The following is a 14,073-nucleotide window of genomic DNA, read 5'->3' on the forward strand; positions in this document are numbered from 1 at the left end:
TAATTAAAAAGATTAAAATAGATAAAAGAAAAAAGTATCTAGATTCAAAAAATTCTGATAGATAGTATCGCAAAAAGAGAAGAAATAATATGTAACTGTACAGATACACATTTAAAGAAGCATACCAATAAAACATCTGGTATACCGAAGGCAGGGTGGTCAAATTAATAATAATAAAGAGAAAACCAATTAGTATAATTGAGAAGAATGAACTTTTCAGATTATAGAGCACTAATAACTTTCTAACAAAATAGAATTGTACACAAATAAAGATTATAAATGAGATTAGACATATAAACCTATAAAAACTCAAGCTGTATACAGGTAATAGGCTCAAAAAAGAATTGGTATACCTACCATTATGACTTTTATACCAGTGAATAATATTTGAGAAATATTGATCACTCTTAAGAAAAGCCCTACAGAAGTCGTCTGCTTGAGGAAATATGTAAGAGAATACTAATAAAAAAGGAAAAAGAAAAAGCAGGAAGATAAGCAATAAAAGTCCATACTGGAAGGCCTTCTTCTTCATCACTTATAAGTTTTATATATAAAGTATAACTGTTTCAATATCCTTAAATTCTGACTAAATTTGAAGTTGGAAAAATTGGATTTAGAATATCCCAAAACCGGAACCTCAACGATACGATTTCTTAGGTAAGGAATACCACTTCTAAGTCTTAAAAAAATTTCAATATCAAATAACCATTTTGAAATAAAGGGATCTTTAAAACACAATCTATAAATTTCCCTTTTAAATAATTTACATCCACATTGTGTATCGGATAATCCGGGTTGGAGTTTAATTAATTTATTTGCGATCTTAACAATAAAAACAGATCCGAAATTTCTAACAGAGAGCTTTTTTAAATTTTTCAATAAATCTCTTTTACTAATTGCTATTAAATAATCCCCGGCCTCAATTTCGTTTCTTAAAAATCTAATCTGATTTAAAGGTATATCGGAATCGGCATCTATAAATCCAAAATATTCGTAATCTTCAAGATCTGAATTTAATATAGCATTTCTTAAAGCAGGTCCCTTTCCAATATTTCTTACGTTCTCGATAAGAGAAACGTTTTCATAATTTAATAACTTTTGTTGTAGCAGCTTGCTGGTGTTATCTATACTCCCGTCATTGACGAAAAAAAAATCGATTGAATTTAATTCTGCCTCGATAAACCTTTCAAAAGCAGGTATATCTAATCGTTTTTCTTCATTATAACAAGGAATAAAAAGAGCTGTTTTTGTCACTTAACAAATACTTTATGAAAAAACATGTTACTCAAAATTCCGCATGAATTTTCTCCACGATTCCTTTAATTGTGATATTTTAGAAGGTGTGGCGCCATAATAACCCTTAGCATATTTATTATAACCATAACCATAACCGTAGCCATATCCATAACCGTACCCATATCCATATTTTGCCCTATGCACAAAATGGTTCAGCACAAAACTAATATTCTTAACCTCCTGCTTTTTATACTTTTCATTGATGGTTTCAAGCATTCCCCGTTTGGTATAATCCTGCCGAACTAAATATAAGGTTGCATCGGCATACTTTACCAGATTCAAGGCATCAGCCACCATCCCGATTGGAGGTGTATCTAAAATGATATAATCATATTGTTCCTTGAGCTTTTCGATTAAAGTATCCATTTTATTAGTCATCAATAATTCAGATGGATTAGGAGGTACTGGCCCTGAGGTTATCACATCAAGGTAAGGGATCTTGCTTTGCTGAATAATCTCGTCCGCTGATGCCTGATCAATTAGGTAATTCACAATACCAAAATCATTGTTCAGTTCAAAATCATCAAATATCTTGGGTTTTCGAAGATCGACCCCAACAAGAACAGTCTTCTTTTCACTTAACGCGAATACTGTTGCAAGGTTCATGGCACAGAAAGTTTTCCCTTCTCCTGAAACAGAAGAAGTTATTAGAACTGTTTTAGTTCCCGTTACTCCCTGACGTTTATACATAAATTGCAAACTGGATCTTAAGCCTCTAAAACTTTCAGCAATAGATGATTTAGGAGAATTGAAAACTGCCAGGTTAGAATCGAGTTTATTCCTCCCTATTAGACCAAGAATCGGGATTGGTGATAATCGTGTAATTTCCTGAGCATTATGAATATTAGTATTCAAGAATACCAATAAGAAAACAAAAGTTAAAGGAATAAGCCCACCCGTAAGTACTGCCATTACATAATTTAGCTGAGTATCTGGTCCAATTCGCCCTCCTCCAGTATCTTTTGCTTTATCAATAACCATTACATCACTAACATTCGCAGCCTTAATAAGTCCTGCTTCACTCCTTTTTTCAAGGAACATATTGTAAGCATTCTGACTAATTGAATATTTTCTCTGGATCTTAAGCAGATCCTGTTCCTCCTGAGGGAGTCTCTTTACCTGGCTTTCAAGCTGATTTATCCTGTAATTAATTTCCCTAAGTTCAGAGTTCAATAAACCTTTTGAAGAACTGATATTTTCAAGTAGTATGGATTTCACCGAATTTATCTGCCTGTCTATATCATCAAATACTGGAGAATTTTCTTTTAAAGTGTATTGGTAATTGCTACGTTCTTCTGCAAGTTGGATAATTTTATTCACACCATTAGAAATACTACCCTCATTGATTCCGGCTACTGATGGTGCTGGAACATCGGAATAGTTTTCCCTGGTCTGCAAATAAGTTTCAAGATTATCGTAATAAGAAAGTTGTCGCCTTATCGTTTCCTTTCGAAGATCCAGATCAGCCAATTTAGAAGACAATTGTCCACTCTCACTTGTAATATTTAATATTTCCTTTTCATTTTTAAATTCATTGAGTTCCTCCTCTACCGCTTTTAATTCTTCTGCTTGCACTGCCAGAGTACTATCTATAAAGCGTATGGTTTTAGAGGCAAATAAATTTTTTCTTTCCAACATATTAGCACTCAACACTCCAACCGAGCCATTTAGATAATCTACAATTCTAGCCTTATTTAATCCAGTCTGGCTAAGATTTAGTACTGATGAACCCTGCCCATTGGGAGAGATTGATACATTTCTATATCTACCAACTGCACCATCAAAAGGGGTAAAACTAACATAGACCGATTTATCTCTAGGTACTTCCTTTTCGGTTCTTACTATATAACCAGAAAAAAAAGGTAAAGTAATATGTTCTCCATATTTAAAATTCCGATCAAACTTCCCTGCTTCAATGATTCTTGTATCTTTCTCTTTTGTCTTATAATTTGTTCGGCTTAGAGTTCCCGGAATACTAGCCTGGATATTAAAAGATTCATCGTTCACCTGACGGATAACCATTGTAACATTATTGGCCTGATAAGCTGACGAATCGGCTATTACTCTAAAGGGAGTCTGACCATATACATCTACCCTTTGGTACTCTCCATCGGCCTGGTAATTGATATAAAACTGAAGTTTTTCAACTACTTCTTCATTATGTGAGCGAGATCGTAGAATGGTAATAGCAGTATTTACCTTATCTGATGTTCCTCCCCAGTTAAATGTTAAACTTGTAGTAGATGTGAAGAATGGGTTTTGATCATCTTTAATCGATATCTGATTCCCTAATCGGTAAACCGGTAATTTTCGAACATTATTATAATAGGCAACTGCCAAACTTATGCTTATAGAAAGAAGAATGAGTTTCCAGTAACTTACTGTTTTAAGAATAAAACCTTTGAAATCAAAGGTTGAACCTACATCTGATATGTGATCATCTTCATGCGCCATTTATCGTGTTGTTAAAAAATAAATCGAAGTAGCTAAAGTGATAAGACTGGTTACAGTTCGAAAAACTTCAAGTCCGGTTGTTCCAAATCCAAGAGCTTTTCTTGGCAATGGATTTACCACGATCATATCATTAGGTTGGATATAATAGTACGGACTTTTCATTATATCTATATCTGTTACATCAACAGTATGCACTTCTTCTCCCTGAGGGTACTGCCTTATGATCTGAACATTTTCACGATCTCCATAATCATTTATCCCTCCCGCATTGGCGATCGCTTCCATAATAGTAACCTGGTCCTTATAAACAACCTGGCTACCCTGACCTATTTCACCTAAAGTGGTATAACGTATCCCGGCTAATTTAACTGTAACGAATATATTTGCTTCTTCTCTAAAATATTCTTCCAGTAATTTCTGCTCTATCTTTTCCCTTACTTCTTTTTCTGTAAAACCCAGTACATTTATTTCTCCCATTGTGGGAACCCGGATATTTCCATGATCATCTACTGTAAAACCATCAAAATAAACGGCTTCCTCGGTAGTGGCATTAGGATTTTCGCTACCTATTGGATTGAACATTCCAACAATATCCTGGTCAAGAGCCTTCACCCTTATACTTAATAAGTCTCCTACCTGAATTCGATAAGGCTGCCGCAATCTTTCAACCTGAATGATACTATCTATCTCCTTCTCATGTTCCTGAAGATAGGACATCTGTTTGGTAGACACGCAGGAACTTAAGGCTAGCAAGGTAGCGAATAAAAACAGTAATGATCTATATCGCATAGGGGGACTTCACATAGTTTTAACAAATATAGTTTTTACGTGCTAATAATAAAATATTGGCTGTAATTTATCTAAGCTTTTGGTATTTAACGGGTATCCCAATTAATTCAAAAACCTTTCTTTATAGACCTTCTTTATTCCTTCCTTTAGTTTTATGCTATGCTTCCAACCTAATGAATGAATTAGGGACACATCAAGCAATTTTCTGGGTGTTCCATCAGGTTTTGTAGTATCCCACGAGATTTCTCCTTTATATCCTACAATTTCCTTAATAAGTATAGCTAATTCTTCTATTGAAATATCCTTTCCCGTCCCAATATTAACACTTACATTTCCCTCATATTTGTGCATAAGATGATAACAAGCTTCAGCCAGATCATCTACGTGTAAAAATTCCCTTCTCGGCGTCCCACTTCCCCACAACTCAACAAATTCCTTCTGGCTAAACTTTGCCTCATGGAACCTGCGCAGCATTGCGGGTAGAACATGGGAGGTTTTAAGGTCATAGTGATCATTGGGGCCATAAAGATTGGTAGGCATTACAGAAATAAAATTAGAACCATACTGCAGATTATAATTCTCGCACATTTTAACACCTGCTATTTTCGCAATGGCATAGGGTTCATTGGTAGGTTCCAGTTTTCCGGTAAGCAAATACTCTTCTTTTATGGGTTGAGGGGCCAGTTTCGGGTAAATGCAGGAGGAAGCCAGAAATAACAACTTCTTTACTCCATGAACATAAGACTGGTGTATCACGTTGTTCTGGATCATCAGGTTTTCATACAAAAAATTAGCTCTGTACTTATTATTGGCCTCTATGCCTCCTACTCTCGCCGCGGCCAGAAAAACATATTCCGGGTTTTCATTTCTAAAGAAAGATTCCACCGCCGACTGATTAGTGAGATCAAGTTCGCATGAAGTCTTTAAAACCAGATTGGAATAACCTTCTTTCTGAAGCTTTCTCACCAATGCTGATCCTACCATCCCGGTATGTCCAGCTACATATATTTTTGATCTCTTTTCCAAAATATCGCTATCTATTACTATTCCCTATTCACTATGCACTTTTCACTTAAAACTTATTCATTATAATTCAGGGTATCGTGCCCACCGTCCCTTAAATATTTCTCCTTTTCAAAAAGCCTTAGATCGGTCTCTACCATCTCTTTTACAAGATCAGGCAGTGTATATTTTGGTTGCCAATTTAACTTTTCCCTGCACTTGCTTGCATCACCCCTAAGCAAATCTACTTCGGTAGGACGATGATAGTTAGGGTCAATCCTCACAACAACCTTTCCTGGTTTTAACTGGAAATTTGTATTAGTACATGAATCCACCACTCCTACTTCATTCTCCCCCTTCCCTGAAAATTTTAAGACTACCCCAAGTTCAGAAAATGCCATTTCAACAAATTCCCTTACAGAAGTGGTGACACCGGTTGCTATTACATAGTCATCTGGCTCTTCCTGCTGTAGCATGAGCCACATCGCTTCTACATAATCTTTTGCATGCCCCCAATCCCTACGAGCATCCAGATTACCCAGAAAAAGACAATCCTGCATTCTAAGAGCTATTCTGGCTGCCGCCCTGGTTATTTTCCTGGTAACAAAAGTTTCCCCCCTTAAAGGTGACTCGTGATTGAACAGTATCCCGTTACATGTGAACATATCATATGCCTCCCGGTAATTCACCGTGATCCAGTAGCCATACAATTTCGCGACACCGTACGGACTCCGGGGGTAAAAAGGGGTCTTTTCGTTTTGAGGAACTTCCTGAACCTTCCCATAGATTTCTGATGTCGAAGCCTGGTAGACTTTGGTTTTATGCGTTAGTCCCAATAAACGCACAGCTTCAAGAATTCTAAGAGTGCCCAGTCCGTCAATATTCCCTGTGTATTCCGGAGTATCAAAACTCACTTTTACGTGAGACATGGCCCCAAGGTTATATAACTCATCTGGCTGCACCTCCTGAATGATACGGGTAAGGTTCATAGAATCGCTCAGGTCACCATAATGAAGTTTAAAACGAATATGCTTTTCATGTGGATCCTGATAAAGATGGTCTACACGTTGGGTATTAAACATGGAAGAGCGCCTCTTTATTCCATGAACCTCATATCCCTTTTCCAATAAGAACTCAGCTAAATAGGCACCATCCTGACCTGTTATTCCCGTAATAAGGGCTGTTTTCATATAATTTGGGTATTTACTCAAAATTCTTTTCTAATTTATCAATTTTGGCCTACCTATGGTAATTTTCTTTAATTTTCTAATGTTTAATCTAAATTGAATTCCACTATTGGAAGTATATTGAATACTTATATTGCCCAAAGTAGTTGACACCATAGATCAAAAGGACCCTAATATGAGGTGAAATGATTCAATCCACACACTTTGTTTCCTGATGTCATTTTTTAACAACGACCCCTTCATGCCTCTCATCTTAAAACTTCAGCAGTTAATTCTCATTTATCCATTCTCAATTATCAATTACCTATTGTACTTTTGAGTCCGAATAAAGACATAGACTAGAACATGAACTACCTTTCAGTAGAAAATATCGCCAAATCTTATGGAGAGCGGGAACTTTTCAGCAATATCTCATTCGGAATAAACGAGGGCCAGAAAGTGGGTTTCGTAGCCAAGAATGGTACAGGAAAAACCAGTCTGTTAAATATACTTTCCGGTTCAGACACCCCCGATGAAGGCAAAGTGATCTACAGGAACGATATACAGGTAGCTTTTCTTTCGCAGGAACCGAACCTTGATCCACATCTAACCATAGAACAGACCATCTTCTCAAGTGAAAATCCTACTCTTAAGATCATAGAAAACTATGAAAAGGCTCTAAAAAACCCTGAGGATGCCGATGCTCTACAGAAAGCTATGGATGAGATGGAAAGCCATAATGCATGGGATTTTGAAACCACATACAAGCAGATCTTATTTAAACTGAATCTCGAAGACCTTGAGGCTGAAGTAAAGAATCTTTCCGGCGGACAGAAAAAGCGACTCGCACTTGCAAGAATGCTACTAAAAAAACCTGACTTTATAATTCTTGATGAGCCCACCAACCATCTGGACCTGGACATGATAGAGTGGCTGGAAGAATACTTCAGAAAAGAAGACTTTACCATCTTCATGGTTACTCACGATCGCTATTTTCTGGAAAGAGTATGCAATGAGATCATAGAACTGGAAGATGGTAAATTATATACATACAAAGGAAATTACTCCTATTATCTCGACAAAAAGGAAGAAAGGCATCAGCTGGACCAAACCAATACCGACAAGGCTCAGCAACTATACAAAAAGGAGCTGGAGTGGATGCGCCGGCAGCCCAAGGCCAGAACTACCAAATCTAAATCCCGGATTGAGGATTTTCACGAAATAAAGCACAGGGCAAGTCAGCGAAGGAAGGATCACAAGGTGCAGTTAGAACTGAATATGGAACGCCTTGGAAGTAAGATCGTGGAACTTCATAATATCTCTAAAGAACTTGGAGGTAAACAGCTTATCCGGAATTTCGACTATAACTTTAAAAAAGGGGAACGATTAGGAATAATCGGGAAAAATGGTACAGGAAAATCCACTTTTCTTAATATGCTCACAGGTAATCTTAAACCCGATACAGGGAAAATTGTGGTAGGTGAAACTGTAAAATTTGGATATTATACCCAGAAAGGCATCGAAATTAAACCCGGCCAGAAGGTCATTGAAGTGATCAGGGAGTTCGGCGATTATATTCCGCTTAAAAAAGGTAGGCAAATCTCTGCCGAGCAATTGCTGGAAAGGTTTTTATTCGACAGGAAGAAGCAATACGATTATGTTGAGAAACTGAGCGGTGGGGAAAAGAAGAGACTTTATCTATGTAATGTGCTTATTCAGAATCCTAATTTCCTAATTCTGGATGAACCCACGAACGACCTGGATGTTCTGACGCTGAACGTTCTGGAAAACTTCCTATTGGATTTCCCAGGTTGTGTGATCGTAGTATCTCACGACAGATACTTTATGGATAAGATCGTGGATCACCTTTTTGTTTTCGAAGGTAAAGCCGAAATAACTGATTTTCCCGGTAATTATACCGACTACAGGGAGTATTCTGAAAGCAAAAAAAATTCGGAACCTAAACCCGTTGAAAAGAAAGCTAAAGAAAATACATGGCGGGATGAGTCAACCGGCTCAAAACTAAGCTATAAAGAACAAAAGGAATTCGGAAAACTTGAAAAGGAGATCACAAAACTTGAAAAGGAAAAAGAGGAGATCCAGAAAGAATTTTTAAAGGACCTAAACGGTGAGGAGATCAAGAAAACTTCGGTTAAGTTGCAATCTGTCGAAGATGAGATCGAAGAAAAAACCATCCGTTATTTTGAGCTGATGGAAAAGATGGAGAGTTAAGGATTCTGTTGTGGGTTGTGGGTTGTGGGTTGTGGATTGTGGATTGTGGGCTGTGGATTGTGGATTGTGGATTGTGGATTGTGGATTGTGGATTGTGGGTTAAGATTTGAAAAATCATGAAGAGCTACAAGGATCTAGATATTTATAATATGGCATTTGAATATGCAATTGAAGTTCATAAAGTCTCTATGAAACTTCCAAAATTTGAGATTTATGAGCAGGGTAGCCAGATTCGGAGATCTTCCAAAAGCATTAAAGACAATATAGTAGAAGGTTATGGAAGAAGAACCTATAAGCAGGATTTTATAAAATATTTGATTTATTCACATGCTTCTTTATTAGAATGCTTATCACAGTTGGAGATGATGGATCAATTATATGATATCCCGGAAATCAAAAAGCTTAAAGAAAAATACGAGATCCTTGGTGCGAAAATCTATACTTTCATCAAATATGTTGAAAAAGAATGGAGATAATAAAAAGGAGCAATAAATAACAAACAACTCAAAACCCACAACAGATAACAGTGTTCTTCGAAATAAAATCCTATCTCAAATTCCTTTCTAAAAGCCAGAACCAGCATGGCCTGCACTCTCCTTTTGTCTATGATCTGGTGACAAAATGTTTTTATGATAAGACCTCTTATCCTGAATATGCTTTGATAAAAAGTTACAGAAATGATCTTTTAAGGAACAGGCAAAAAATAAAGGTAACCGACTTTGGGGCAGGAAGTCGGGTTTTCAAATCAGATGTAAGACCGGTTTTTGCGATCGCTAAAAATGCTGGCATTACACTTCACCGGGCTAAATTATTATTCAGGCTTACCAGGTATCTCGATATTGAAAACGCTCTTGAACTAGGAACATCACTGGGAATCGCTTCTGCTGCTATAGGAGCTAATAAACAAACCAAACTCTCTACAATTGAAGGCTGTAAAGCAACAGCAGGTATCGCCAAAGAGCAATTCAGAAGATATGAACTTGATAATATAAAGCTACGAACCGGATCCTTTGATGAGGAGTTGAACACGGTAATAAAAACCAAACCTAAATTTGACTTGATATTTGTGGATGGTAATCACAAAAAAGATACTACCCTGCAATACTTCAAGACTCTATTACCGACCGCACACAACGATTCAGTTTTCATTTTTGATGATATACACTGGTCTCCCGGCATGGAGGAAGCCTGGGAAGAGATTAAAAATCATCCGAAGGTACAGGTTACAATAGATACCTATAAATGGGGGCTGGTGTTCTTTCGTAAAGAGCAGGCTAAACAGGACTTCGTTATTCGGGTATAACCCTTACTGCCATATACTTTTCGAGTACCAGATGTGTGGCTACAATTATTATCAGAATTTCCAAACCGCTCTGAGGCATTCGAAACCTAAAGCCTGAGTATACAATTATACTTATAAGAATAGTGGAAAAGAATATACCCCAGACAAGGGCCTTCATCTTTTCCGAACCTTTCAAAAGGATTACAAAACATGCTAAAAGTGCCAACACCTGATAGATGACCCGTCCCGTTTCCAGAATTCCCGGTCTGGCAGTTTCAGGAAGAGGATTAAAAGCACTTTTCAGTTTTTTAAAGATGATTGGCAAAATCATATCCGGATTGGATTTTATAAAATTCATGGTCGCTTCCTGATACAACTTCATCCCTCCCACTTCACCATTATAGTTAGATTTGATATGATCAAAATCCTGTAAAACAAGTGTTTCATCAGCCAGGTCGCCTTTAGTATTTGTATGCAAATCGGGCACTTTCTTATTCCAGCCTTTGGCCATCGCGGCACCCGAAGAAGTTGTGATTAAAAGTTTATCCGTATCAAGTACAATATAATTTCTTACTACCCAGATGGATACCGTGGCAATAGCTATAGTTCCTAACAAAAAGGTATTCTTGAAACTGAGCCTCTTATATAAGAAAAGAAAGAACCAGATGGAAAAGGGTAGAAAAATATAATATGAATGTGTGAGTATAAGAACACCTCCAAGCAACGCATTTAGCCAGAGTAAGCTTCCTATTTTTAGATATCTTACTAATGACCAGATGAATAGGGTCACAAAGAACAGCGTTATAGGTTCAGAAAGAAACACCCGAGAATATATCTGCCAGGCCGGATTCACCAGATACAATAAAACTCCGAGATATATAAAAATTGTGCGAATCTTAAAATATCCCAGCGTTTTGTAAAAGAACCAGCCACCTATTAAATGTAATATAAATTTAAAAGCTACCAGAAAACCTAAAGAATATCCCGATATAAGAAAACAAAAAGCGATGATGACCGGCCAAACCGGTGGTCTCCATGTAGAATGACCACTAAACTTATAAGTTTGATTGCGATGATTCCCATTCTTAAAACCTTGAACGAGTTCTCTATGTGATAGTTCAAGACGTCCGTATTTACCCGTTTTTGCAAGAGTTAATCCTAAATGAATAAAATCGGAAGCATCGCCTCCAAATTCATATTTTAAATCATTGGCTATAGAAAAATTATAAGCAAATAAGACTGCTGCAATTAGGGAAATAATTATTATAATTCTATTCACAGGATTTTATTTTTCACCAACCACTATAGTTGATAATCCAATCTTATGGTATACCAGTCTATCTGCTATGCGAAATAAAGGCACCAGACTTTCATAAATTTTCATTTTAGACACGGATATACTGTCATTTTTAAACAACTTACCATTCACAAACCACCCCGGTATTCCACCAAAGTTGAAATATTGAGAATGTACAATCTTTAAATTATTAAGTTTAAAAATAGTTTCTAATGATTTAACAGTATACCTTTTATAATGCCCCAATCCCTTATCTACTCGGTTATACAGAAACATATAAGATGGTACTAAAATAATTAATGTACCACCATCTTTTAATAATTGCCTGGCATTAAATATGGCAAGCTGATCTTCTTTTATATGTTCTAATACATTAAGAGCGAAGACTGTATCAAATTCATTGAAGTAAGAGCTGTATCTGGTTTGAAAATCCGGAGCAACCAGGTCAATGGATTCTACTCCAAGGCATTTTTTATGTGCACTAAATTTCTTTTTTAATATTTGGCAATAATCCGTATCAATATCTGATAGAAAGATTTGTCCGTCATGATTGTTAAGGAAAATCTCTGAAATATTACCAATTCCACTTCCTATTTCAAATACTTTACTTCCACAATAGGGATGAATAACATCAAACATCCATTTATTGAACCTTTTCGCAATTTTTATAGATTCTAAAATTTCCTTTCCCGTGTTATCCCGATAATCAAATTCCTTCATTATCCACGGAAAATATTATAACGAAAAACACACCAAATGGATCTCATCCCATCTTTCCAGTTGATCTTCTTTCCTTCGGCATAAGTGCGGCCATAATAGGAAATTCCTACTTCATAGATCCTTATCCCCGGCACCCTGCTTACTTTGGCAGTTACTTCCGGTTCAAAACCAAAACGTTCTTCCTTAAGATCCAGACTTTTTAAGATATCTGTCCTGAACATCTTATAGCAGGTTTCCATATCGGTTAGATTCAGGTTTGTAAAGGCATTGCTTAAAGTGGTGAGAAATTTATTTCCTATGGAATGCCAGAAGAATAAGATTCGATGGGCATAGCCGCCCATAAACCGGGAGCCATAAACCACATCTGCCTTACCCTTTAAGATAGGTTTTAAAAGATTGATATATTCTTCAGGATCATATTCGAGATCGGCATCCTGTATAACTGATATATCTCCGGTGCAAATCTCTATGGCCTTATGAAGAGCTGCCCCCTTTCCCTTATTAACTTCCTGCCTGAAAAAGAGTACCTGAAGCGATGGATTCTCCTTTATAAAACTCTCTACCAGAGAAGGAGTAGCATCGGTAGAACAGTCGTCCACCACCACCAGTTCCTTATCCAATTCCACACCCAAATTCAGGTCCTTCAGAACATTTAAAATTTCAAGAATCGTATTCTCCTCGTTAAAAGCCGGGATTAGGATAGAGAGTTTTCTGGTCAATTAGTTAGTTTTGGTTGTAAATCTAAGAATTCTGTTGAAAGATATTCCGTTTGTAACAAAAAACCTAAATTCACGTCATACATGTGAAATTTGAGTCTGAATGAGCAAAGTAATCGAAATAAGAAATATCACAAGGGATTTCCCATTAGGCCAGGAAGTGGTAAAAGTTCTTAAAGGTATTGACCTTGATATAGACAAGGGAGAATATGTTGCGATCATGGGGCCTTCCGGTTCGGGGAAATCCACCTTGATGAATCTGCTTGGCTGCCTGGACACTCCCACTTCAGGAACTTATATACTCAATGGAAAGGATGTAAGCCAGATGGACGATGATGAGCTCGCTGAAATACGAAATAAGGAAATAGGCTTTGTTTTCCAGACTTTTAACCTGCTTCCCCGCACCACCGCCCTGGATAATGTGGCGCTGCCGATGGTTTATGCCGGCGCTTCCAAAAACGACAGAATAGAAAGAGCGAAGCAAGTACTTCGAAGTGTAGGACTTGGGGACCGTATGGACCATAAACCCAACCAGCTTTCGGGAGGACAAAGACAGCGTGTGGCCGTTGGCCGTGCTCTGGTGAACAAACCTTCAATTATTCTTGCTGATGAACCTACCGGAAACCTGGATTCCAAAACATCGGTGGAGATCATGAACCTGTTCGATGAGATCCATGAAGCAGGAAATACTGTAATTCTTGTTACACATGAAGAGGATATTGCTAAGCATGCGCATCGCATCATCAGACTTATGGATGGTACCGTAGCCAGTGACCAAAGGAAGACAGTAAGCAGTGAAGTATAGAAAGTCTTTTTCAATATTTAAAATTCAAATCTCAAGCAAGAGCCACACTTTGAACTTCTTATAAACTTTACTATATTGTGCCTACTATAAGTCATTTACGATGATCGATTTAGACCAGGAAACCTGGATTTATCTTGCCATTATAGCTGTTTTCCTCGCTTATTTTCTGTGGAATTCCCGCAGGGCTAAAAAACTCAGGAAAGACAGGAAAAACAGAAATTTCAGAAAAAGATACTTCGAAAGAAAACAGGAAAAAGAGGCTGATTCCAGGCTGCAGTAATTATTTCAAAATCGCTTAGTAATATTTTGATTAG

General features: G+C 37.1%; 13 protein-coding genes. 5 read left to right on the forward strand and 8 right to left on the reverse strand.

The genetic code is table 11. The annotated features are described in order from the left end of the window. Positions 1–531: 531 nt before the first annotated feature. From EZJ28_RS13765 to gmd, 5 genes are all read right to left on the reverse strand, one after another. A complete protein-coding gene (locus tag EZJ28_RS13765) occupies positions 532–1,254 on the reverse strand; it encodes a glycosyltransferase (protein WP_131398875.1) in 723 nt (240 codons plus the stop codon). Between the two features lie 27 nt (positions 1,255–1,281). Further along, on the reverse strand, positions 1,282–3,750 hold the full coding sequence (locus tag EZJ28_RS13770; RefSeq protein WP_131398877.1) for a polysaccharide biosynthesis tyrosine autokinase: 2,469 nt from the start codon (positions 3,748–3,750) through the stop codon (positions 1,282–1,284). After that, a complete protein-coding gene (locus EZJ28_RS13775) occupies positions 3,751–4,539 on the reverse strand; it encodes a polysaccharide biosynthesis/export family protein (protein ID WP_131398879.1) in 789 nt (262 codons plus the stop codon). It abuts the gene before it with no gap. A gap of 102 nt (positions 4,540–4,641) precedes the next feature. Then, positions 4,642–5,565: a GDP-L-fucose synthase gene (locus tag EZJ28_RS13780; protein WP_131398881.1), complete on the reverse strand. Its 924-nt coding sequence runs from the start codon at positions 5,563–5,565 to the stop codon at positions 4,642–4,644. Between the two features lie 53 nt (positions 5,566–5,618). After that, on the reverse strand, positions 5,619–6,731 hold the full coding sequence (gene gmd, locus EZJ28_RS13785) for a GDP-mannose 4,6-dehydratase (RefSeq protein WP_131398883.1): 1,113 nt from the start codon (positions 6,729–6,731) through the stop codon (positions 5,619–5,621). A gap of 342 nt (positions 6,732–7,073) precedes the next feature. On the opposite strand from gmd, the gene EZJ28_RS13790 reads away from it, so the two are divergent. From EZJ28_RS13790 to EZJ28_RS13800, 3 genes are all read left to right on the forward strand, one after another. Further along, positions 7,074–8,939, forward strand: a complete 1,866-nt coding sequence (locus tag EZJ28_RS13790) for an ABC-F family ATP-binding cassette domain-containing protein (protein WP_131398885.1) — start codon at positions 7,074–7,076, stop codon at positions 8,937–8,939. Positions 8,940–9,055: 116 nt separating this feature from the next. Next, positions 9,056–9,415 carry a four helix bundle protein gene (locus EZJ28_RS13795; protein ID WP_131398887.1) on the forward strand — a complete coding sequence of 120 codons (360 nt, stop codon included), beginning with the start codon at positions 9,056–9,058 and terminating at the stop codon, positions 9,413–9,415. Between the two features lie 50 nt (positions 9,416–9,465). Further along, complete coding sequence (locus EZJ28_RS13800) at positions 9,466–10,242, forward strand: O-methyltransferase (RefSeq protein WP_131398889.1); 777 nt, start codon at positions 9,466–9,468, stop codon at positions 10,240–10,242. On the opposite strand, the gene EZJ28_RS13805 is transcribed toward EZJ28_RS13800, so the two are convergent. The 3 genes from EZJ28_RS13805 to EZJ28_RS13815 are packed head-to-tail and all read right to left on the reverse strand — an operon-like array spanning position 10,229 to position 12,957. Then, positions 10,229–11,500 carry a glycosyltransferase family 39 protein gene (locus EZJ28_RS13805; protein ID WP_131398891.1) on the reverse strand — a complete coding sequence of 424 codons (1,272 nt, stop codon included), beginning with the start codon at positions 11,498–11,500 and terminating at the stop codon, positions 10,229–10,231. The genes EZJ28_RS13800 and EZJ28_RS13805 overlap by 14 nt on opposite strands. A gap of 6 nt (positions 11,501–11,506) precedes the next feature. Then, a complete protein-coding gene (locus EZJ28_RS13810) occupies positions 11,507–12,238 on the reverse strand; it encodes a bifunctional 2-polyprenyl-6-hydroxyphenol methylase/3-demethylubiquinol 3-O-methyltransferase UbiG (protein ID WP_131398893.1) in 732 nt (243 codons plus the stop codon). Next, a complete protein-coding gene (locus tag EZJ28_RS13815; protein WP_131398895.1) occupies positions 12,238–12,957 on the reverse strand; it encodes a glycosyltransferase family 2 protein in 720 nt (239 codons plus the stop codon). Before EZJ28_RS13815 ends, EZJ28_RS13810 begins: the two co-directional genes overlap by 1 nt. Positions 12,958–13,057: 100 nt before the next feature. On the opposite strand from EZJ28_RS13815, the gene EZJ28_RS13820 reads away from it, so the two are divergent. Then, a complete protein-coding gene (locus tag EZJ28_RS13820) occupies positions 13,058–13,759 on the forward strand; it encodes an ABC transporter ATP-binding protein (RefSeq protein ID WP_131398897.1) in 702 nt (233 codons plus the stop codon). A 100-nt stretch (positions 13,760–13,859) separates the two neighbouring features. Beyond that, complete coding sequence (locus EZJ28_RS13825) at positions 13,860–14,039, forward strand: hypothetical protein (RefSeq protein ID WP_131398899.1); 180 nt, start codon at positions 13,860–13,862, stop codon at positions 14,037–14,039. Positions 14,040–14,073 lie beyond the last annotated feature (34 nt).

This window comes from Gramella sp. KN1008, assembly GCF_004332155.1.
In the GTDB taxonomy this organism is placed as follows: domain Bacteria; phylum Bacteroidota; class Bacteroidia; order Flavobacteriales; family Flavobacteriaceae; genus Christiangramia.

Excerpts from the sequence above, each read along its gene's own strand:
- EZJ28_RS13770 (WP_131398877.1), bottom strand. The coding sequence starts at position 3,750 with ATGGCGCATGAAGATGATCACATATCAGATGTAGGTTCAACCTTTGAT.
- EZJ28_RS13775 (WP_131398879.1), bottom strand. The coding sequence starts at position 4,539 with ATGCGATATAGATCATTACTGTTTTTATTCGCTACCTTGCTAGCCTTA.
- gmd (WP_131398883.1), bottom strand. The coding sequence starts at position 6,731 with ATGAAAACAGCCCTTATTACGGGAATAACAGGTCAGGATGGTGCCTAT.
- EZJ28_RS13790 (WP_131398885.1), top strand. The coding sequence starts at position 7,074 with ATGAACTACCTTTCAGTAGAAAATATCGCCAAATCTTATGGAGAGCGG.
- EZJ28_RS13795 (WP_131398887.1), top strand. The coding sequence starts at position 9,056 with ATGAAGAGCTACAAGGATCTAGATATTTATAATATGGCATTTGAATAT.
- EZJ28_RS13810 (WP_131398893.1), bottom strand. The coding sequence starts at position 12,238 with ATGAAGGAATTTGATTATCGGGATAACACGGGAAAGGAAATTTTAGAA.
- EZJ28_RS13820 (WP_131398897.1), top strand. The coding sequence starts at position 13,058 with ATGAGCAAAGTAATCGAAATAAGAAATATCACAAGGGATTTCCCATTA.
- EZJ28_RS13825 (WP_131398899.1), top strand. The coding sequence starts at position 13,860 with ATGATCGATTTAGACCAGGAAACCTGGATTTATCTTGCCATTATAGCT.